The sequence below is a fragment of the Streptomyces sp. NPDC059166 genome (genome assembly GCF_042755185.1).
Classification (GTDB): Bacteria; Actinomycetota; Actinomycetes; order Streptomycetales; family Streptomycetaceae; genus Streptomyces.
The window spans coordinates 65281-87046 of sequence record NZ_JBHZCI010000024.1; the positions used below are offsets into that span (position 1 = coordinate 65281).

16 protein-coding genes are annotated in these 21766 nt (G+C 69.9%); 7 read left to right on the top strand and 9 right to left on the bottom strand.

The genetic code is table 11. The annotated features are described in order from the left end of the window. The first annotated feature begins 310 nt into the window (after positions 1-310). Positions 311-547 (top strand): DUF397 domain-containing protein, encoded by a 237-nt coding sequence (locus ACFXOA_RS19520; RefSeq protein ID WP_385029617.1) that lies wholly within the window; start codon positions 311-313, stop codon positions 545-547. 110 nt (positions 548-657) lie between these two features. Further along, positions 658-1566 carry a helix-turn-helix domain-containing protein gene (locus ACFXOA_RS19525; RefSeq protein WP_385029620.1) on the top strand — a complete coding sequence of 303 codons (909 nt, stop codon included), beginning with the start codon at positions 658-660 and terminating at the stop codon, positions 1564-1566. 24 nt (positions 1567-1590) lie between these two features. Here the strand turns inward: ACFXOA_RS19525 and ACFXOA_RS19530 are convergent, their stop codons facing one another. Further along, positions 1591-2406 carry an SAM-dependent methyltransferase gene (locus tag ACFXOA_RS19530; RefSeq protein ID WP_385029769.1) on the bottom strand — a complete coding sequence of 272 codons (816 nt, stop codon included), beginning with the start codon at positions 2404-2406 and terminating at the stop codon, positions 1591-1593. A gap of 382 nt (positions 2407-2788) precedes the next feature. On the opposite strand from ACFXOA_RS19530, the gene hemC reads away from it, so the two are divergent. From hemC to ACFXOA_RS19545, 3 genes are all read left to right on the top strand, one after another. Then, entirely contained in the window at positions 2789-3724 is a 936-nt protein-coding gene (gene hemC / locus ACFXOA_RS19535; RefSeq protein WP_385029623.1) for a hydroxymethylbilane synthase, read from the top strand. 213 nt (positions 3725-3937) lie between these two features. Continuing rightward, entirely contained in the window at positions 3938-4381 is a 444-nt protein-coding gene (locus ACFXOA_RS19540; RefSeq protein WP_385029626.1) for an SRPBCC family protein, read from the top strand. 73 nt (positions 4382-4454) lie between these two features. Then, entirely contained in the window at positions 4455-4841 is a 387-nt protein-coding gene (locus ACFXOA_RS19545; protein WP_385029629.1) for a VOC family protein, read from the top strand. 378 nt (positions 4842-5219) lie between these two features. On the opposite strand, the gene ACFXOA_RS19550 is transcribed toward ACFXOA_RS19545, so the two are convergent. After that, entirely contained in the window at positions 5220-5771 is a 552-nt protein-coding gene (locus tag ACFXOA_RS19550; protein ID WP_385029632.1) for a tellurite resistance TerB family protein, read from the bottom strand. Positions 5772-6065: 294 nt separating this feature from the next. Between ACFXOA_RS19550 and ACFXOA_RS19555 the strand changes: the two genes are divergently transcribed. Further along, positions 6066-6515: a spore-associated protein gene (locus ACFXOA_RS19555; RefSeq protein ID WP_385029635.1), complete on the top strand. Its 450-nt coding sequence runs from the start codon at positions 6066-6068 to the stop codon at positions 6513-6515. Positions 6516-6903: 388 nt separating this feature from the next. Here the strand turns inward: ACFXOA_RS19555 and ACFXOA_RS19560 are convergent, their stop codons facing one another. From ACFXOA_RS19560 to ACFXOA_RS19570, 3 genes are all read right to left on the bottom strand, one after another. After that, positions 6904-8466: a DUF4139 domain-containing protein gene (locus ACFXOA_RS19560; RefSeq protein ID WP_385029638.1), complete on the bottom strand. Its 1563-nt coding sequence runs from the start codon at positions 8464-8466 to the stop codon at positions 6904-6906. Positions 8467-8472: 6 nt separating this feature from the next. Next, positions 8473-10524 (bottom strand): DUF4139 domain-containing protein, encoded by a 2052-nt coding sequence (locus tag ACFXOA_RS19565; RefSeq protein ID WP_385029641.1) that lies wholly within the window; start codon positions 10522-10524, stop codon positions 8473-8475. 316 nt (positions 10525-10840) lie between these two features. After that, positions 10841-12301, bottom strand: a complete 1461-nt coding sequence (locus tag ACFXOA_RS19570; protein ID WP_385029644.1) for an amino acid permease — start codon at positions 12299-12301, stop codon at positions 10841-10843. 383 nt (positions 12302-12684) lie between these two features. On the opposite strand from ACFXOA_RS19570, the gene ACFXOA_RS19575 reads away from it, so the two are divergent. After that, complete coding sequence (locus ACFXOA_RS19575; protein ID WP_385029647.1) at positions 12685-12957, top strand: hypothetical protein; 273 nt, start codon at positions 12685-12687, stop codon at positions 12955-12957. Positions 12958-13238: 281 nt separating this feature from the next. Here the strand turns inward: ACFXOA_RS19575 and ACFXOA_RS19580 are convergent, their stop codons facing one another. The 4 genes from ACFXOA_RS19580 to ACFXOA_RS19595 form a co-directional block, all read right to left on the bottom strand. Beyond that, a complete protein-coding gene (locus ACFXOA_RS19580; RefSeq protein WP_385029650.1) occupies positions 13239-14507 on the bottom strand; it encodes an arginine deiminase in 1269 nt (422 codons plus the stop codon). 76 nt (positions 14508-14583) lie between these two features. Next, positions 14584-16044: a basic amino acid/polyamine antiporter gene (locus tag ACFXOA_RS19585; protein WP_385029653.1), complete on the bottom strand. Its 1461-nt coding sequence runs from the start codon at positions 16042-16044 to the stop codon at positions 14584-14586. A 556-nt stretch (positions 16045-16600) separates the two neighbouring features. Next, positions 16601-19459 (bottom strand): BTAD domain-containing putative transcriptional regulator, encoded by a 2859-nt coding sequence (locus tag ACFXOA_RS19590; protein WP_385029656.1) that lies wholly within the window; start codon positions 19457-19459, stop codon positions 16601-16603. A 671-nt stretch (positions 19460-20130) separates the two neighbouring features. Then, positions 20131-21549 (bottom strand): multicopper oxidase family protein, encoded by a 1419-nt coding sequence (locus tag ACFXOA_RS19595; protein ID WP_385029659.1) that lies wholly within the window; start codon positions 21547-21549, stop codon positions 20131-20133. Positions 21550-21766 lie beyond the last annotated feature (217 nt).

Below are 21766 nucleotides of genomic sequence, written 5' to 3' on the forward strand. Positions count from 1 at the left end.
GGCGACGGCCGAAGAGGTTCTGTCCGAGGCGAGGGCCTGCGTCCCACGGGTGACACGGCACGCCAAGGACGCGCTGTCATGTGCTGCCCGAGTGAAGGATCGACGATCACCTTCCGCGCAACTCGGGTGATCCGGGACAGCCCTCGGTGCCGAGGCGGCGTGATCGCCACTAGTATCGCCGCCGTCCGCTCGCGGAATGCAATTGCATCCGGAATTGCATGCGGGGCGTGCGCGGGAACTCCTGTGCGCTCCATGTCCGGCTGCGGGTGGCACCAGAATGCCTCGACCCGACGATCAAGGACTGGACAGCATGCAGCAGACCGGCAACGGCGTGCCCGCCAACTCCCTCACGGGCGTGGAGTGGAGGAAGAGCCGCCACAGCAATCCCAGCGGGAACTGCGTCGAGATGGGCAGGCTTCCCGGCGGGGAAGTGGCGGTACGCAACTCCCGGTTTCCCGACGGACCCGCGCTCGTCTACACGGAGGACGAGGTGCGGGCGTTTCTCGCGGGTGTCCGGGACGGTGAGTTCGACAGCCTGACAGGGTGAACTGGCGGGCGGCGCAGACGTGATGGAGCGGCTCTCCCGCCCGGAGACCGCACCCGCGCCGGGCTCCTGATGGCACACTGGACTGCAGACGCCCGCCTTCAGGAGTCCGTATGCCAGGCATCGAACCGCTTCAGTCCCTGGGAAAGCCGAAGCTCACCTCGGCTGCCGGGGCGAGCCCGACGGCTCTGCGCATGGTCCTGGGGGCCCAGTTGCGGCGCATGAGGGGCGAAGCGGGTATCACGCCGGACACCGCGGCCGATCGTATCCGCTGCTCCACCGCCAAGATCAGCCGGATGGAGACAGGCCACTCGCCGTGCAAGGAGCGGGACGCCGCGGACCTGCTCGAGCTCTACGGGGTCACCGACCCCGCCCGGACGGCGGAGTTCATCGAACTGGTACGACGCGCCGGCCTGCGTGGGTGGTGGCGCAACTACGCGGACGTTCTGCCGGACTGGTTCGAGCCTCTGGTGGGCCTGGAGGAGGCGGCGGCCTCCATCCGGACCTACGAGGGCCACTATGTTCCCGGTCTGCTCCAGACGGCCGACTACGCCTACGCGGTCGTGCGCTCCGGGCACGCACTCGAATCGGACGAGATCACCCGGAGACGCGTGGAACTGCGCCTCAGGCGACAGGAGTTGCTGCAGCGCGCTGACGCCCCGAAGCTGTGGGTCCTGCTCGACGAGGCGGTGCTGATGCGTCCGACAGGTGGAGCCGGAGTGATGCGGGAGCAACTCGAGCACCTGCTGGAGATGACCGAGCTGCCGCATGTGATCGTCCAGGTGGCCCCGTTCGAGGTGACCGCTCACACCTCGCCCGGGAACGCGATCACCTACCTGCGGTTCGCGATGGAAGGGCTCCCCGACGTCGCGTACATCGAGCACCTGACCAATGCCACCTCCGTGAACAAGCCGGAGAGCACCGACGAGTATCGCTGGATCCTGGACTCGCTCAGTGCCCAGTCGCCGAGCCCGGTGGAGAGCAGGAAACTGCTCGGGAAGGCGCTGAAGCGCTACGCCTGAGCGCCCCGCCGCGGGCCGCGCGCATCACCACTTGCGGCCGACGCCGCCGTACTCGATCCATTCCTGGGTCTGCTGCTTCGGGGCGAGGTCTGAATCCGGCCGCCAGGTCGACACCTCCACCAGGCCGGGCTCCAGGACGTCGAGCCCCTCCAGGAAGCCGCGCACGTCGTCCTGCCGGCGCACCCGGCCCCACTGGTTGCCGGTGCTCTTCGCCATGAAGTCGGTCACGAAGTCCCGTGTGGCCGCGTCCTCGCTCACGAGCTGGCAGACCACCAGGAAACTGCCGGGAGCAAGGCGTTCCGCAACCCTCCGGATCAGCCTTGCCGGGTCGTCCTCGTCCGGAATGCAGTGCAGCACCGAAACGAAGAGCGCGGCCACCGGTTCGTCGAAGTCGATGAGCCGTCGCACTTCGGGGTTGCCCAGGATGCCCTCGGTGTCCCGCATGTCGGCCTGGATCACCGCGGTTCTTTCGTTCTCCTCCAGGATGGCCTTGCCGTGTGCAAGCACGATGGGGTCGTTGTCGATGTAGACCACCCGAGCGTTCCCGTCCACCGACTGGGCGACCTGATGGACGTTGTCCTGGGTCGGCAGGCCGGATCCGTGGTCGATGAACTGCCGGATCCCGTACTCGGACGCGAGGTGATGGACGACGCGCCGCAGGAAGCGCCGGTTGTTCACCGCCAGGACCTTGGTGCTGGGAACGACTTGCAGGAGCTCCTCGCAGGCGACCCGGTCGGCCGGGTAGTTGTCCTTGCCGCCCAGGTAGTAGTCGTACATCCGCGCGACGCTCGGCACGTTCACGTCGATGTTCTTCGGAATGGCGGTGTCCCCGTTGCTCATCCAGCCCTCGCGGTTCAGAGAGAAGCTCAAGTCCGTGAAAAGCCATGCTAGGTATCGCGCCGGACGGGTGACAGCCCTCGCGGGGGTGAGGCGTGCACTCATGGGTGTGAACCGGCCACGCGATCCGGCGGGACACGGCGACCCGAACGAGCGGCGGCGTTTCGCACCTGGAATGGGCGGGGCAACTCACCCTGGTAAGGGCTACATTGGAATGTCCCCGGAGAGAATCCCGCGCGAGTCCGCGAACCGTGGGCGCGAGCTGTCAAGGTGGCTGGAAATCGACGATCGGTCATTCCGGGGGTCCGCGTGGAAAACGCCTTGCGGTGACCGGTCCATCGCGCCGCAGGCGGATGACGAAGCGCAGGGCGTCTATCGTGGGCGCATGTCCGCCCCAGAGCTGATCCGTATCGTCTCGCGCGACTCACCCATGGCGCTGGCCCAGGTCGAGCGCGTCCGGAACGAACTCTCGGTCCTCCATCCCACCACCGCCACCGAGGTCGTTCCCGTCCGGACCACCGGTGACAGGTGGATGGGAGACCTGTCGATGGTCGAAGGCAAGGGCGCCTTCACCAAGGAGGTCGACGCCGCGCTGCTCGCCGGCGAGGCGGATCTGGCCGTGCACTGCGTCAAGGACATCCCCGCCGACCGGCCGCTGCCCTCGGGCACGGTGTTCGCCGCGTTCCTGGAGCGGGACGACATCCGCGACGCGCTCGTGCATCCAGGCGGACTGACGCTCGATCAGCTGCCGGACGGCACCCGCATCGGCACGTCATCCGTTCGCCGGGTGGCTCAACTCGCCTCCTCCCACCCGCATCTGGAATGCGTCCCCTTTCGCGGGAACGCCAACAGGCGGCTGGCCAAACTGGCAGCCGGCGAGGTCGACGCGCTGCTCCTCGCCGTTTCCGGACTCCGCCGTATCGACCGGTCCGACGTGGTCACCGAGATCCTCTCCCCGGAGACCATGTGCCCGCCCGTCGGTGCGGGCGTCCTCGCCCTGCAGTGCCGGGAGGACGATGCGGCGACCATCGCCGCGGTAGCCGGGCTCAACCACCCCGGTACCTATCGGGAGACCACCGCCGAGCGGATGTTCCTGCATGTGCTCCAGGGGCACTGCAATTCCCCGATCGCCGGTTACGCCACTGCCCACCGAAACGGCGATCTCTCCCTGCGGGCCTGCGTGTTCACGCCCGACGGAAAGACCGTCCTCAACGCCCACGAGTGGGCCGGTCCGCTGGACCCGGCCACCCTCGGCACCTCGGTCGCTGTCGCGCTCCTGCGTCAGGGTGCCCGTGAGCTGATCGACTCGATCGCTCACTGACACCCTCCAGGCCCTGCCCCCTCGGGGGAACGGCCTTCGGCCCAGCACGTGTCCGCCGGCGCTGTGCGCGCGGTCCACCAGCACCCGAATGCCCCACCCTCCCGTCCCCTCCGGCTGCCGAGTGGCACGTGAGCGGGGATGCTGAGGGTGTGGTGCCCCCGGGGCGCGGCAGGGGCGTCCCTGCCGGATGCCCCTCGTTCGAGCGGAGATCCCATGCCCGGCTTCGAGGCCACGGTCGACATCGACCGACCCGTCGCAGAAGTGTTCTCCTTCCTGGCGGACGGTGAGAACGACAGGAAGTTCAGTCCGCGCGTGCAGAGCATCGCCAAGAGCCCGGCGGGTCCGACAGAGGTGGGGACGGTCTTCCGGAGCACGGTGAAGGACGCCGGTATGACGACCACGCGTGAGTTCCGGATCAGTGAGCTCGTCGCGCCGACCCGCATCCGATGGAACGAACTGTCGTCCAACCTGGTCACGGCCAGTGAGGGCGGCTACGACCTGGAGTCGCTGGCGGACGGCCGTACGCGCGTCCGGATCTTCAATCGGCTCGAGGGGCATGGGGTGGGCAAGCTCCTCGTGGGGCTGGCCGCCGCTGCCGCCCGGAAGGACGCCCCTGCGTTCGGGCAGCGGATCAGGGCAGCGGTGGAGGCATCCTGAGAAGTGTGCCGTTCCGGCCGAGCGCGGCGTCGCCGGCCCGTTCCGGTCGGCCGGTCCGCGTAGGCTCGGTGTCATGGTGCACGTGCTGAGCAGCCGGATGTTGCTGAGACCCCGTGATCCGGAGGCCTCGCGCGACTTCTACGGCCGGACACTCGCCCTCCCCGTCTACCGGGAGTTCGGTACGGGCCCGGAGCGGGGCACGGTGTACTTCCTCGGTGGCGGCTTTCTCGAGGTCTCCGGCCGCTCGGACGCGCCGGTGGCACAGACGCTTCAGTTGTGGATGCAGGTCGCCGACTGTGCGGCCGCCCATGCGGAGGTGGTGAGCCGTGGGGCTCGCGTCCTCAGGCCCCCTGTCGAGGAGCCCTGGGGACTGATCGAGATGTGGATCGCCGACCCGGACGGTCACCGCATCGTGCTGACGGAGGTACCCGAGGGACATCCCTTGCGCTACCGGCCCTGACGGCCCGGGAGATGAGCGGCGAGGGCGGCACCTGCGACTTCCGCGACGAGGGAGTCCCGGGGGGTGTGCCCGCACCGACCTGCGGCGGGTGAGCACGGCGATGACGATCGGCGCGGAACCGGGTGGCCGCATCACGGTGATGTCATTGCGCGTGCCGTATCCCTCTGTCCGTACCGGTCTTGTCGCCCGCCACCCGGCCGACGGATGCCGCAGCGCGGATCCGGGCACCCGAAGGCCACCCTCACCCTCACCTCGAGAGTCAGGTCAGCCTGCGCCGCTTCGTCCGTCCCGCACAGCAGAAGCGCTGCCGGACCCGATCGACCCTGAAGCGTTCACGTACCGCACGAAGCGCGGTGGGCCTGTCCGCTCCTCCCGGATTCACAGCTGGAACTCCACCGGGGAGAGGCCCAGGGCCGAGCACGTCTCCCTGAGGACCGCGTGCTCGGCCTGGGAGAAGTCGCAGTCGGAGCCCGCGATGACGATACCGATCTGGAGCACGGCCCTTGCCTCCGTCGGCTTCTTCGTGGTCTTCACGATCTCCTGCAGCGCTTCCGCCTTTCCCTGCTGGAAGCTGACGGACAGCCTGTCCACGTGATGGTCGAAGCGCTGACGCAACTGTTCCGGCGGGAAGTTCCGCAGGACCTCGTTACCGAGGATCATCGACTCCACATGCCGGCGCTCCGCCGGATCGACATGTCCGTCAGCGGCGGCGACCAAGGCGCACATGGCCATGCTCGCGTCCCGGTACGCGCCGCTGCGAAGCTCCGTCTTCAACGAGGCCAGCTGCGACTTCAGAGCGCTGACCAGCTGCGCGCGCGAGCCGCCCGCCGTTCCCTGCCCTCCGCTCGGGCCGGTGGTGGTATGTCCGCGTCCACCCTGCGACTGCTGGAGCGTCCTGGCCTGGTCCTTGAGCCGGTCCCACACTGCCATGGAGGTCCCCTTCGTTTCGTCCGTGCCATCGGTCACGAGCTGTGCACCTACGGTCCCAACGGGCGGCATCAGGTAAAGGTTCCGCAAAGTGCTCTTCCGTGTCCGGCTGTGCCGCGGCGGCTGTCCGCCCGCGCAGGCTGGGCGTTTCGCGGCTCGGCGTGCCGCCGAGGGCGCGGCCCGCATCCTCGCGGTGATCGCCCTGATGCCCTGTGTCACCACCCGTGCAACCATCGCTGCCTCTCGGATGTCACAACAAGTGGGAGCAAAAAGCTCTCAGGGACACAAGGGGGAAATATGAGACTCGCACGTAATGCCGTGACACTCGGGGCCGTCACCGCGCTCACGGTGGGTGCCACCGCCGCGTTCACCTCGACGGCATCCGCCGCGCCGAACGTCACGCCCCAGGGGGTCTGCGGCAAGGCGTACAAGACCGTCAACTCCGCGCCGGTCGGCTCGCTGGGCACTGTCTACCTGACCTACAACTCCACGAACGGCAAGAACTGCGTCGCCACCATCCGCACGAACCCGGGGTCCGCCAAGCCGATGTCGGCGTACATCTACGTGCCCGCCACCGACGAGTGGGCGGGGGACGACGGCAACTTCACCTCCTACGCGGGGCCGGCCTACGTGTACGGCAAGGGCTACTGCGTGAGCTGGGGCGGTCACATCGCCAACGTGTACGTGTCGGTGGAGAACTCCAACTGCGCCGCGCTGAGGGAGCAGCGGACCACAGACGTCCGCTGACGTACCCGCCGGGCGTGGCTCGGGGTGGTACGGGCAGCTGCAGCTGCCCGTACCACCCCGCCCCGCGGAGTGACCGATCGACGCCGCCGCGGGGCGGCCTCTCGCCTGGTGGGCCGGCGACCGAGGCGGCGGACCGTTGACCCGAGGTGCGAGGAATGAGGGAGCCCCGGCGCGGCCCACGAGGAGGCGCTTCCACGCTCCCGGCGGCTCCGTCCCCACCGCCCGTGCGGCCCGCGCCCGGCCCGCTCGGCGCTCGGATCCCGGGGCAGCCCGCCCCGGACCCTCGGGTCTCTCGTCCGGATCACGCCCCGCTCCCTGATCCGGCCTGATCCGGACGAAAGACCCTGGGCGGCCGCGTGACGGAGGCCGGTGCGGCGGAGCCGGCTCTTCAGAGCCCGGTCACCTTCCCGCTCGCGGAGATCTCGTAGACCAGGGTCACCGTGCGGCGGCCCCCGGGCGGCAGGGGAATCTCCCATCGGACGATGCCCTCGGCGTCGACCGAATCGGGTGCGGGGGAACACGCCTCCTTGCGCAGGCGTATCTCCACCGCCGCCACCTCGGAGACCGGAAGCCGCTCCCGCAGCGAGATCATCCGGTCGAGGCGTTCTCCCGGCGCCGAGAACCTCGACAGATGCAGCGTGACCGTGCGGGTGATGACCGTCCGCTGCGTGATCCCCGCGGTCTCCCGCCTCTCCTCGGTCTGCCGGGCGACCCGATGGTCGTCGCAACTGCCGAAGGCCAGTTCCACGCCGGCGCCCGGGGATGTGAAGTCCAGAGTGCCGCGACCGGCGGATCCGCTGCCGCGGACCAGGTCCACGGGACCCGCGAGCAGCGCGTGCCCCGACCGGTTGTCGAACCGCGACACCTGGGTGACCAGCGGCGACAGCTCCGGGGAACACACGTACTCGGAACGCTCGTCCGTCGTGAAGGAGGACAGCGGGACCCGGTGCGCCCGTCCGTCGGAGCGCACCGAGACGCTTGCCGGGGCCCGAAGCACACGGGTCTCACCGCCGTCGTCGACTCCGGGGAGACCTGTCGGCGAGGTGCCTGTGAGCGTTCCGACCTCCTCCTCCCGCAGTTCCACCTGAACCGAGCGGCGCTCCTCGGGGGAGCGGTCGGTCAGTGTGAGCCGGTCCTCGCCCAGACGCGGAGGATCGGCGGCGAGAGCGGAACGCGCGGTCGAGAGCGTCAGCCGCACGTCGTGCCAGTCCTCACCGGTGCGCTGCCAGACCATGGCATCGGTCTCCAGCGTCAGCGAACCGCTTCCGAGCGCGGCGCGGTAGGAAGGCCGCCACAGCGCACACGGCACGAGGTGGCTCACGAGGAGTTCGGCGTGCCCTGCGGCGGAGCTCTCCACGGTGAGTTCGACATGGCCGAGCAACTCGGGCGGCTCCGCCTCCGAATCGGCCAGGGAATGCTCGACGAGGTCGATTTCCTCGTCGAGGGCCGACAGACCGGCGTTCACGGAACGCAACTGCTCCCCGACGGTGCCGCGTTCGTCGTCGACCCGGTCCATCTCCCTCGTCCACCGGGGGGCGTCGGTGGCACCCGCACCTGTCGATTCCGCCATGTCCCGCAGCAGATCCGTGGCCAGGCCGTCGAGCAGGTCCCGGCGGGCGAGCAGGCGGTCCCGTCTCAGGAGCAGGGACTCCTGTTCCTCCGAGAGTGCGTGCTTGCGCGCGCGAAGGGCGGAGTCGGCGTCGGCGTCAGGCAGCGGGCCGCGCGGCGTCCACGTCCGGGTGATCCGTGCGTCGAGCACGTTCGCGGAGTGACCGGCCGTCAGCTCGGCGTGCAGGGTCCGGTCGACAGCGAGTGCGCTGACCGGCCCGAGACGGAACCGCTGAACGCCTTGTCTCAGATCCAGGACCGCTGTCCGTACGACCTGGGCGCGGTCCTCCAGACATGTGACGGCGGTGACGGGAAGGGGAAGTGACCCGGTTGACGTGCTCAAGTTGCGTCAGCTCCTGCGGTTGCCACCGGCGAGGGCCTTACCGGCCGGGATGCGGATTTCGTACCCGCCGTCGAGGACGGCGGTGCCTCCGGCGGGAAGTTCGACCCGCCAGACCCGGGTGCCGGGGGCGTGGAGGTCGGGCCCGGGACCCTGCTCCGGAATCGCCCAGTCGGCCCGCTCCTCGATCCGTACGTCGGCGTCGGATGTGACCGGCACCCGCTCACGCACCTCCACCGCCACAGGTGTGCCCAGCCGGTTGGCGACCTCCACGTGCACTCGGTGGTCGAGAACGGTGACGTTGTTCCGTAGACCCGCGGTGGACTCGTGCAGGTTCGTCCTGCGGGTCACCTGGATGCCCTCGGCCGGTCCGAGACCCAGCCGCCGGACACCGCCGGGCGCGAGCGTGGGCAGGGGCGCGGTCAGGAGGAAGTCGTCGTCGACGGTGACCTCCACCGGTCCCGCCAGCAGGGCCTGGTCGGTCGAGTTGGTGAGCACCAGACTCGCGTGGACGACCTGCTCGACCGGGGGAACGCACACGTGCTCGGTACGGATGCCGACACTGATCTCGCCGACGGTGACGGTGTGCCAGGAGCCGTCCGACGGGATGTCGGCGCGGGCTGCGGCGTCGAAACGGTGATCGAAGGAGCCGGCCGACTCGCGAGGGCGGACGGCGTGTCCGGGCAGCCGCAGACGGGAGACCGACCCGGCTCGCCGACGGTGCTCCGCGGCCACCGGGTCGACGGTCGGGTCGGGGAACAGCCTGCCTCTGCGGACGTGGTGCTCCTCGGGGCCGCTCAGGACCAGCGCGGCGTAGTCGAGTTCGTCGTCACCGGGGCGCGCCCGGTCGTCGGTCGGGGGCGGAACCGGATCGCCCGGCGGTGGAGGAGGGGCGGGTGCGGCACCGGGGGCGGCCGGTGCCATCGGCGCGGCAGCGACGGCCTGCCCAGCCACCCTGCCTGCTCCGGTGCGTGCCCGCGCGGGAACCGCGCCGGTGAGGGGTGCGGACGACACGGGCGAGGGCCCGCCGTAACCCTGGGGGGCGGGCGAGGGCCCGCCGTGACCCTGGGGGGCGGGCGGCGCGACCGCTCCCACCGCGGCGGCTCCGGCAGCGGGGACCGGGGCCGGACGTGGGCCCGCCGCGTCCCAACCGGCGAAGAGGTCGGCCAGGCCCGGCGGGGGCTCCCGCCACCCCGACCCGGCGGGGGCGGGCTGCTGTCGCCCGATGCGCAGTGAGCGGAGCCTGGGCAGTCCGGTTCCGCGTCGAAGATCGGCTGTTGCAAGGCCGACGGAGACTCCGGTCCAGTCCTCCCCTGTGCGCTGGGCGACCGAGGCCCGCATGACCAGACGGCCCGAACCCTCCCCGCTTCGGTGCAGGAGACGGTAGGCAGGCACCCAGACCGCGCCCGGCACCTCGTATTCCAGTTCCAGCTCCACCTCCGCGGTGTCACCGCCACCGGCCGGGACGTCGACGACGACGAGGGCCGAGACCGTGGTGTCCACGCGTGAGGGTGCGTCGCCGGACGCCCGGGCGAGCCTGTCCTCGGCGACGCGCAACTCGTGTTCCGCCACTCGGAGCTTCTCGGTGATCTCGACGAGTAGGGCGTGCCGACGGGTCAGCCGCACGTCCACGAAGTCGGCCAGCTCGAGCCATGCCTCGACGGGCGCCCGCCGGGGCGGATCGTCCTTCCTGCGCGGCGGAGGCGCGGGAAGCAGAGCCCTCAGCTCCTCGACCAGACGCAGCACATGGGTTCTGCGCTGGAGCAACGCCGCATGTCTCTCGGTCAGTTCCTCGACCTCCCGACGCGCTTCGTCGAGGGCCGAAGCATCCTGAGGCCGGGACTCGACCACGACCCGCGCCTCGCTGACCCGGGCTCCGGGCGGGTACGGCACGCGGGCCCGGAGCGAAGCCCGGTCCATCGAACGGGGGAGTCCCGTCACGAGCACCCGGCCGCTGGGCGGCACCGTTCCCCTGGCCAGGCGGCGGCAGACCGCGCCCTGCTCGTACACCACCACAGAATCGAGGGCCGAAGCCCACGCCTGCTCTGTCCCGTCCGTCATGTGCCCCCACCCCGTCGATGCCGAGCCGAGTTTACGCCCGGCCACCCTCATCGGGCCGGTCGAGCCGACGGGTTCATCGTCCGGGGCGCGGGCGCATCACGTGCGGCGGGACTCCCGGCGACGCCTTCCGTGCACCACGCACGCGGGACCGTGACGGACGGTGAGACCGGGAGCCCTCCCGGCCAGGGGAGACCGCGCCGGAAGCGGAGTCGGGCCGCGGGGACCACGGCCGCGCGACTCGACGCCCGGCCGCGGTCGGCCCGTGCCTGAAGGTCTCGGTTCCCCCGGCCGGGAACGGGCCGGGGGAACCGAGGACTCAGACGTCCCGCCGCGCGGCCTGAGCCATCCGGGCCACCCGGCCACGGACCAGGAACCAGCCGCCGACCAGCGCCGCCGCGATCAGCGGCAGGAACATGACGGTGGTCCGGCCGACACCGCCGCCCCACCACATGAGGAAGGCCACTCCCACGAGGAACAGCAGCGTGACGATCTGGGTGTACGGAGCCCAGGGCAGGCGGTACGCCGGCCTGGTCACCCTTCCGTCCTGTGACCGGCGCCAGAACACCAGCGAGCAGAGCATGATCATGCCCCAGGTGCCGAGGATCCCGATGGACGCGAAGTTCAGTACGATCTCGAACGCCTGGCCCGGCACGACGTAGTTCAGGGCGACGCCCAGTACGCCGAAGGCCGCGGTCAGCAGAATGCCCCCGTACGGTACCTGCCCCTTGTTCATCAGACCGGTGAACCGGGGGGCGGAGCCCGACAGGGCCATGGAGCGCAGAATTCGTCCGGTGGAGTAGAGCCCGGAGTTCAGGCTCGACAGCGCGGCGGTCAGGACGACCAGGTTCATCACACCCGCCGCCCCCGGCACGCCGATCTTGTCCATGACCGTGACGAACGGACTCTCGTCCCCGGAGTACGAGGTGTACGGCAGGAGCAGGGCGAGCAGCACCACCGATCCGACGTAGAACAGGCCGACCCGCCACATGATGGAGTTGATCGCGCGGGGCATGATCCGCTCCGGCTCCTCGGTCTCGCCCGCGGCGACACCGCACAGTTCCACGGACGCGTAAGCGAAGACGACGCCCTGGATCACCAGGAGCATCGGGAGCGTGCCGACGGGGAAGACCCCGGTGTCCGAGACGGTGGCGATCCCGGGTGTGTGGCCGTCCACCGGATGGTGGGTGACCACCAGGAAGACGCCGATCAGCATGAAGGCGACCAGGGCCGCCACCTTGATGATCGCGAACCAGAACTCCATCTCGCCGAAGTACTTCACCGAGATCAGGTTGGCCGTGAGGACCACCGCCAGTGCGGTGAGCGCGAGTATCCACTGGGGGACGTCGCTGAACATGCCCCAGAAGTGGGCGTACGTCGCCGCTGCGGTGATGTCCGCTATCGCGGTTGTCGACCAGTTCAGGAAGTACAGCCAGCCCGCGGCGAACGCACCCTTCTCGCCCATGAACTCGCGGGCGTAGGACACGAAGGCACCGGACGAGGGACGGTAGAGGATCAGTTCGCCCAGCGCGTATACGACGAAGAACGCGAAGACGCCGCAGACCGCGTAGGCGATCGCGAGCGACGGGCCGGCGTCGGCGAGACGACCGCCGGCGCCGAGGAAGAGGCCTGTGCCGATCGCACCGCCGATCGCGATCATGTTGATGTGGCGGGACTTGAGGTCCTTGCTGTAGCCGGCATCGCCGGCGTCCACGTGGGGGGAGGCGGCCGCGGGGTCCGCGGCGGGCCGATCGGCTGCTGTGAGGCTGCCGTCACTCATTGGGGGGTCGCCTTTGTGAGGGGAAGATGGTCGGTCCCGGCCCGGGCTCCGTGGGGGGAGTCACCAGGCGATGGCTCAAGGCGCATGATCAGGAACCCTGTGATTCTGGCAGCGATACCCGTCTACGGAAAACAAATCTGAGGTATTTCAGAGGTTTCGGCACAGTAAAGGAGGTGCGTTTTCCAGGGGCGTCGAATCAGGAGCCGACAGCCCTGGTCGCCGGGCAACCCCGGCGTCCCGGTCGTGTGTCCGCCGGGCATCCCGGGGATCGGGGGAGAGGCACAGTGGAATGCAGGGGCGTCGATCCGGACGGGAGGGGTACGCGACGTGCGACGTGGGCCCGTGCCCGGATGGGTGCGGGCGCCGAAAGAAGGGAGCAGGAGATGACCGACCGCAGGCCCGACGGAGTCGTCTACACAGGGGCCGAGCCGAGCCCGCCGCCGATACCGGCGGACATGCCGGATCAACAGGTCCAGGACAGCGAGGACGCTCTCGACGTGACCCTGCCGCCGGGTGCGGAGCGGGCAGGAGGTGGACAGGGCGCCGGCGCCGAAACGGAGAAGCCGGACCCGGACGAGGCCGGCTCGGGCCGCGAGTCCGCCCGCAACGCGGGGGTCCACCCCGAGCACCCCACACCGGACGAATCGACAGGCTGACGTATACGGGCTCGTCGTCACCGGTGAGTCCCGGGGTGATGCGGGGCGGCCAGGATGTGAGGCCGGTCCGTCCCGGACACGGAGCGCACGCGACCGGGTGATCGAGGCGGGGGACCAGCCCTGTGCCCGAGGACGGGGGGTCCGGCGCCGTCGCCAGGGCGCCTGTGCGGGTCCTCCAGGAGGGCCTTCCCGCTCCCGGCGCACGCCGTCGCCCGTGCGCGGCCGCCGGGCGGATCAGGAGCGGGGCGGCGACAGCGGCCGGATGCCGCCGCCGTACGGCATCAGAACTCCACCGCGTCCCGGATGAGCGGGCAGGTCATGCAGTGTCCACCGCCGCGTCCCCGGCCTAGTTCGGCGCCCGTGATGGTGATGACTTCCACGCCGGCCTTCCGGAGCAACGCGTTGGTCTGGGTGTTGCGGTCGTACGTGAAGACGACGCCGGGTTCCAGGGCGACGGCGTTGTTGCCGCTGTCCCACTGCTGGCGCTCGGAGGCGTAGACGTCCCCACCGGTCTCGATCACTCGCAGGCCGTCCAGGCCCAGACTCCTCGCGACGACATCGACGAAGGCGGTGCCGCCCTCATCGGTGATCTCGATGCCGGGCGCCTTGTCGCCGGGCCGGAGGGAGAACGTGTGGACGGCGTCCATGATCTTCGGGTAGAGCGTGACGACATCGCGGTCGGCGAAGGTGAACACCGTGTCCAGGTGCATGGCCGACCGCAGCTTCGGCATACCGGCGACCACGACGTGCTGGGCCGCGCCTTGCTCGAACAGGGCAAGGGCGACCTGGGTGATGGCCTGACGCGAGGTGCGTTCGCTCATGCCCATCAGGACGACGCCGTTGCCGACCGGCATGATGTCGCCGCCTTCGAAGGTGGCCTGACCCCAGTCCTTCTCGGGGTCGCCCCACCACACGGCCGAGCCCGTCAGGTCGGGGTGGAAGGTGTAGAGGGCCTTCATGAGAAGGGTCTCGTCGTGCCGGGCCGGCCAGTAGAGCGGGTTCAGGGTGACGCCGCCGTACAGCCAGCAGGTGGTGTCGCGGGTGTACAGGGTGTTCGGCAGCGGGGGCATGAGGTACTGGCGCGCACCGACGCCTTCGCGGGCGAGCGCGATGTAAGGGGAGCGGTACGCGTCGGGCAGGTCGGTGGTGGCGAGGCCGCCGATCAGGTATTCGGCCAGGTCCCTCGGGGCGAGGGAGTCCAGGAACGCGCGAGTCACGTCCACCAGGCCGAGTCCGGCCTCGTTGGGGACGATCTTCCGGTCCAGTAGCCAGTCCTTGGCGCCGGGGACCGTCATGGTCTCCGCGAGCAGCTGGTGCAGTTCGACGACCTCGACGCCGCGCCGAGTGAGCTTGTCGACGAAGTCGGCGTGATCGCGCTGTGCGTTCTCCACCCACATCACGTCGTCGAACAGCAGGTCGTCGGCGTTGGTGGGAGTCAGACGCCTGTGGGCGAGGCCGGGTGCGCAGACCAGCACCTTGCGCAGCCGGCCGACCTCGGAATGTACACCGAGTGCGGCGGAGGGGAGGCGGCCGGCTTCGGGGGTGGCCATGAGGAAGTCCTTTCCAGGGGGCGTCGGAGCGGCTGCGATGCCGCGGCGGCGGGCAGGGCGGTGGTGCGCCCCGGATTCAGAGTTCGATCCAGCCGAGGGCGAGCGCGAGGACACCGAGGACGGCACCGGCGACGGTGACTGCGCACAGCACGGCTTCGGCCGGGGAGAAGAGACGCCTGTTCTGTTCGTGCCTGGCCTTGATGAAGAGGAAGGTGGCGGGGGCGTAGAGGATGAAGGAGACAAGGACGAACTTGAGTCCGGCCGCGTAGAGGAGGAAAGCCGTGTAGACGGTGGCGAGCACGGCGACGACCGCCTCGCGCCGGGTGGTCCGCCCGGTGACGGCCTGAGCACGGGGACGCAGGGCGATCTTCATGGCGAACGCGGCGGCCAGGAGGAACGGGATGAGGCTCAGGGCGCTCGTCAGGTCGAGGGCGAAGTTGAACGCGTCGTCGGAGAAGGCGGTGACGATCAGCACGACCTGGCTGAGCGCTGTGGTCATGAGGAGGGCCGGGACGGGGACGTCGTCGGCACCGGAGCGGCCGAGGAAGCGGGGCATGTCCTTGTCCTGAGCGGCCACGAAGAGGACCTCGGCTGCCATGAGGGTCCAGGCGAGGTAGGCGCCGAGGACGGAGACGATGAGCCCGACGCTGACGAAGGCCTCGCCCCACGTGCCCACGGCGGCTTCCAGGACGCCCGCCATGGAAGGCTGCCGGAGGTCGGCGATCTCCTCCATCGGCATGATCCCGTACGACACGATGGTCACCGAGGCGAAGATCGCGAAGACGCTGAGGAAGCCGAGGATCGTGGCCCGGCCGACGTCTTCGCGGCGCCTGGCGTGCCGGGAGTAGACGCTCGCGCCCTCCACACCGAGGAAGACGAAGACGGTGGCGAGCATGGTGCCACGGACCTGGTCGAACAGTGATCCCGCGTAGTCGGCGCCACCGAAGTTGTCCGCGAAGACGGACGGCTGGAAGTAGAAGAGCGCAAGGATGACGAAGACCACGATGGGGACGATCTTCGCGACGGTGACGATCCGGTTGATGGCCGCTGCCTCCTTCACCCCGCGGCGTACGAGGAGGAAGAAGCCCCAGAGCCCTGCCGAGGACAGCACGATGGCGAGTGCGGTGTCCCCGTCGCCGAGCGCCGGGGCGAGCGCGCCGATCGTCGACATGATGAGGACCCAGTAGGTCACGTTGCCGACGCAGGCGCTGGCCCAGTAGCCGAAGGCGGAGAAGAAGCCGAGGTATTCGCCGAAGCCGGCCTTGGCGTAGGCGTAGACGCCCGCGTCCAGGTCGGGGCGTCGGACCGCGAGGGTCTGGAAGACGAAGGCCAGCATCAGCATGCCTACGCCGGCTACGCACCACGCGATCAGCGCGCCGGCGACCCCGGTTTCCTCCGCGAAGCGCCGCGGCAGGGAGAAGACACCGGCTCCGACCATCGAGCCGACGACCATTGCGGTGAGCGTGAGCAGGGTGAGCTTGGCGGTGTGCGGGCCCTCGCTCGTGGAGGCGCCGGCGTCGGAGTCTGCGTGGCTCATCACGGACCTCGCTTGCGTAGGGGCATACGGCGGTCAGGGCCTGTGGGCGGTGGGGTCCGCCGGGCGGTGCGAGTCCTCGGGGGACGGCACACCGGGCGGGCCGCCCGCGCAGCCGCACCCCTCCGGCGCGCGGTCGGCGTCTCTGCCGCAGTCACACCGGCCCCGAGGCGCCGGCGGGTACCTGTGGCCGATCACTCATCGGAACGGGAAACCCACCCGGACAGTGGCTTTTGCCCTGTTATCTATACCTCGTCATCGGGAGCACTCGGCCCGGACACGCGTGGTGCCTCGCCCCCGGGGAAGCGGCACGCGGGATGTCGCGCGGCCTGTGACCGGACCGGCACCGCTCGCAAGGACGAGGAACTCCGCTCACCCGAACGAGCACGACGCCCACAGCCGGATCGGGCCGCAGGCGCGACGCGGGACCACGTGGTACGGAGGCCTGCCGCGGCTTCGGCCGGTCAGCGTCCAGGGGCGGTTCCCCATGGAGCCCAAGGCCTGGCGGCGGTCGCTCTCCTCCTGCCGCGTGGTCTCGCGGGGACGCAGGTGAAGGCTGTCAGCGGTCGTTCCTGGAGCGGGCGTGGGTGTCCTGTACGGTCTGGAACTCGCGTTCCGCCTGATGCCAGCGGCCCACCGCCAGATAGGCGTGGCCCAGGCGGGTCCGGATGTCCATCTCCAGCCAGTCGTAGCTGGGCTCGGTGAGGCGTGAAAGTGACTGATGCCGGCGTAGCGCCTGGTGGTGCAGGGAGATGGCGGTCTCCGGGGAGCCGTCGGCGTGCTCCGCGGTGCCGAGCCGGGTGAGGCTGCGGGCGCACAGGAAGGAGTCGCCGGCCTGGTCGACCAGTACCATCGCCGTCCGCAGATGCTGTTTGGCCTGTGCGTAGTGGCCCAGCCGAAGCCGGGCATCGGCGGCGCAGCTCAGAACCCGGCCCAGCATCCGGGGCCGACCGATCGCTTCCGCGTGCGCACGGGCCTCCGCGAAGCAGACCAGTGCCTCCTCGTTCCGGCGGGCGAAGTAGTGCGACAGCCCTTGGACGATCAGTGCAGTCGCGGAGACCCAGTCGCTTCCCGTGTTCCTGGCCAGGGCAAGGCCCTCGGCGGCCTGGCCGATGGCGGAACCGGCATCCCCCAGGCTGAGGTGCAGGGCACCCATGGCCGTACGTGCCCTGCTCTCCTCATGGGCGTCGGGGCGGGTCGCGAGGAGCCGCAGCGCATGTTCCAGACAGGCGCGTGCCCGCGTGTACCGGCGTTGGTGAATCGCGGTGTAGCCGAGGCAGTTCCACAGGGCGAGTGGCATCCGCCGGTCTGTCATGCAGTCCCCGAGGGCGAGGGCGCTCGCCACCGCCGTCTCTGCCTCGTGGTACCGGCCCTGTTGGACGAAAGGGTCGACCAGAGCCTCGGCCAGCCAGTATGCGTGGTCGGCGTCGCCCACGCTCGCGGCATGAGCGACGACGTCGGAGAGTTCGCCGCCGGCCGACTCCAACCAGGCTTGAGCCTCCTGCCATGTCGCGAATGGGCCGTCCTGCGGGCGAGGGCCGGTCGGAAAGCCATCGGCACCCCACTCACTGGCCGTCCTGGCAGCATCCAGGTGGAGACGGTACGCGGCGGTGCGCGCACCGGCGGTCTCACCCCGTGTCTCTTCCGCGAGGCCTTGTGCGTGAACCCGGACGAGATCGTGAAGCCGGTAGCGGCCTGGCCGAGGCTGTTGAAGCAGACTGGTGTCCACGAGTCCCTCCAGCAGCGCCTCCGTCTCAGCAACGGGACGCCCCAGCATCGCCGCCGGTGTCAGTACGTCGAACTCCACGGTGGGCGTCGCCCCCAAGGCCCTGAACGCGCGCCGTTGTTCAGAGGTCAGATGTTCGTATGACATACGGAACGCCGTCTCCACGCTGCGGTCCCCGGCGTTCAGTTCCCTCAGCCGGCCCTCGCCCGACATCCGGCCCACCAGGTGCGCCACACTCCAGGTTGCCCTGCTCTGCAACCGGGAGCCGGCGAGGCGCAGAGCGAGCGGCAGCCCGTCGCACAGGGCGGCCAGCCGCCGGATCTGACCGGGTTCCTGGCCGGCCCGCCGCGCCCCGACGACATCCGCGAGCAGCGAGACCGAGTCGTCCCGTGTCAGCGGTTCCAGCGTGACCCGCACATCGGCGTCCAATCCTGTCAGGCGGCGGCGGCCCGCCACCAGGACCCGGCTTCCCGAGCCGGCCGGCAGCAGCGGCCGTACCTGGTCCGCGTCCAAGGCGTCGTCCACGACCAGCAGCAGCCGTAAGCCGCTTGTGGCCGTTCGCCAGACGGCGACGAGGTCGTCCAGCTCGCCCGGAAGCTCGCCGGTCTCCGCGTTCAGTGAACGCACCAGCCGTTGCAGCGCCCGCACGGGTGTCTGCCGCCGCGGCGTGCTGTGGGCGCGCAGATCCAGGAACAGGCAACCGTCCGGATACTCGCCGCTCAGTTCCCGGGCAGCGCGCACCACGAGCGCCGACTTGCCGACTCCCGCGGGTCCGTCCACCGTCCGGACCGTCACGGCTCCGGGGACGGCCGGTCCCAGCAATTGGGCGATCTCGGCTTCCCGGCCGATCAGACGGCCCGCATCGCCGGGCAGTTCACAGGCCTTCCGACGGGTGGACACCCTCGCGCCGGGTCGTACGGCCGAATCCTCGTGCAGTATCGCCTGATGCACTCTTCTGAGTGCCTCGCCGGGACTCACGCCCAACTCAGTCCTCAGCAGGCGGCTCAGGTCCGAGAAGACGGTGAGGGCCTCGCCTGTGCGACCGCTGCTGTACAGGGCCCTCATCCGCAGAGCAGCGAGAGGCTCGTCGTAGGGGCCGGACAGGCACAGTTCGGCGAGATCATCGAGCACCTGGTGACATCTGCCTAGGTCGACCAGACACTCCAGCCGCTGCACCTCCAACTCACGCCGCCGGTTCAGCAGTCGTCCGCGCTCCTGCTCGGCAAACGGCCCGGGCAGTCCGGCCAGTGGCTCACCGTCGAACAGGGCCAGGCCATGCGCCAGCCGCTCCTCCGCGCGAGCCGGATCACCGGCCACCCTCGCCCGCCGGGCGGCATCGGCGCTCTCGGCCAGATCCGTCACATCCAGCCTGAACCCGCCGACGACAAGGCGGTAGCCGCCCCGTTCAGCGCGGATCAGTGACTTCCCGGGCCCCTCGCCCGGGGCGTCCAGAACCCGGCGCAGCGCGTACACATAGCTGGGCAGCACACTCCGGCCGGTCCCCGGAGGGTTGTCGCCCCAGACCGAGTCGAGCAGCTGATCCTGACTGACCAGGACCCCGGGCCGTAACGCGAGCGCGACCAGAATCGCCTGACGGCGGACCGGCCCGAGCGACAGCTCCGCCTCCTCGTGCCAGGCCCGCACGGGCCCGAGCACGGTGAGCCGAAGCCGTCGCGATGGCTGCTCCCTCACTCGCTGCCTCCGCTCCGCATCATCGGAATTTCATGGGCATTGCAGCGGCTGCCGCCAGACTTCCGCAAGTGTCCCGCCGGGTCCCGGCCACTCAGGTTTGCCCGAAACGGACACATGAGGCCGGGCGGCGGCCGGTCACGGGGGGTCGGCCGCCGCCCGCCGAGCCACTCAGCTGAAGGGAAAGAGACATGACCAACGAACCACACACGCCCACGTGGGCGTCGGGACATGCCGGGATCCTGCTGGTCCGGGAACATCCTGCCGAGGGTACCGGCGTGGTGTACGTCTGCCTGGACGACGGGTTTCCCGGTGGCTTCCCCATCGGCCGTGTGATCCGGACCGGCGATGGCACCTGGGGTGCGTACATCCGCATCCGCCCAGGCCGGATCTTCACGGACGCGCGTGTGGCCACCGGCTTGCCCGATCTGCCGGCGGCCGTCCGAAAGGTGCTCGCCTCCGTCCGCCACGCCGATCGGGACGGGGGTGAACTCCCCTCTTCGGCATCTGCTGCCCCGCAGTCCTCGGGGGAGGAGGCGACCGTTCGCAACCGGGCCGATGCGGCACACCTGCGACGCTGTCGGTGAGACGAGCCTCTGCCCGTGGACGACCGGCCGGACCGGGAACCACGTCGGCGCATCCTCGAGTCCGTGTGTGCCGCCGCGGCAAGCCGTTCATGGCGTGACGTAGTGGACTGTCTGCATCATGCCGAGGTCCTCGTGATGGAGCTGGTGACAGTGGGCGATGGTGTGACCGGTGAAGTCCTCGTACTTGACGAGGAAGGTGACAGACCCTGCGGGGGCGCCGCCGGGCAGGTTGACGGTGTCGTGCCACACCGGCGGTTCGAGCCGTCTGCCGTTGCGATGGGTGAGCAGAACCTGATTGGTGTGCAGGTGAAAGGGATGGGCGTGCGCGGGGATGGTCTCATCGGTGCGGATGGTCCAGCGCTCGACGGTGCCGAGGCGCAGGGTGTGGTTGGTGTGGCCAGGGTCGAACAGGCCGTAGGACGGGTCCCGGGTGAGATCCCCGCCGGGATCGGCGGCAGGAGTCGCGCCGGTGCCGAGGATGCGGAACGCGTTCGGGAACGCCCCGGGGAACACGCCCGGGTCGCTGTGGAAGAGCACCTCCCTGTCCGCTCCGGGGCCGGTGATGTCCTTCTCCTCCAGGGCGGGCAGGCCCGCGGGCAGTGAGACCGGCAGTGGCATCGGCGGCTTCAACGCAGGACCCGTCACCTGGATCGTCATCAGTGGCTCGGGGACGCCGTCGGCCCGTAGCTCATGGACGCCGGGTGCGCCGCCTCGGACCAGGAGGTCTGCGCGGTTGCCCATGGCGAGTTCCACCGTGTCCAGGGGAACCGGCGCAGCGAAGGTGACGCCGTCCTGTGCGATCTGCGTGAGGGGAAGGCCCCCTGCGCGTTCCGGGGTGATCCGCAGACGCAGAGAGGTGAAGGCGGTCGCCGCGACCAGCCGCCAGCGCTGGACCTCGCCCGGACGCATGCGCAAGGTGGGGTTGACACTGCCGTTGACGGTGAAGACCGAGGGGATCCCCGTCACCCAACTGCCCGTGGTGAAGGCGGGGACCTTGCCGTTCTTCAGCTTGAGCTCGTTGACGCAGACGACGACGTCGGCGGCCGCCTCGATCTCCGGCACCTCGTCGACGTCCCCTTCGACGATGATCACTCCGGCCATACCCCCGACGATCTGCTCGGCGATCGATCCGTGCAGATGAGGGTGGTACCAGTAGGTCCCGGCCGGGTGACCGGACGGCACATGAATGCTCGTCACATACCGGGGCTCACTCCTTTGCGCGGCGGCATCGTCGGCAGTGCGCGGTGCGAATTCGCGCAGGACGTTGTCGGCGTGTCCGGCAGGGGAGACGTGCATGCCGTGGGTGTGCAGGTTGAAGCTGTTGGGGCGGTGCGGGACATTGTGACCGCCGGTGTGCGACGGCGGATTGGGCGGCAGGCCGTTGACGTGACTCAGATGCAGAACGTCCCCCGCACGCACACGCAGGGTGGGACCTGGGATCGTCCCGTCGTAGGTGCGGGTGGAGATCACCCCGTATCCCGGAATCATCACATCGGTGAACCGCACGTCCAAGGTGTGCCTGACCACACGCGGCGAAGAGCCCGGTCCCGACCGCGCCGTAGGGACCGCCGGCTGCGGGAAGAGGGCTGAGGTCTCGGCCCGGTCGCCGGCCCACAGCCCGCTGCCCGCTGCTGTCACGACCGCGATGGGAAGAGCCCTGAGCAGTGTTCGGCGACTGGGACTCCCGCTATGCCTCATAGGTGAGGAAACTAGGGCAAGGTTC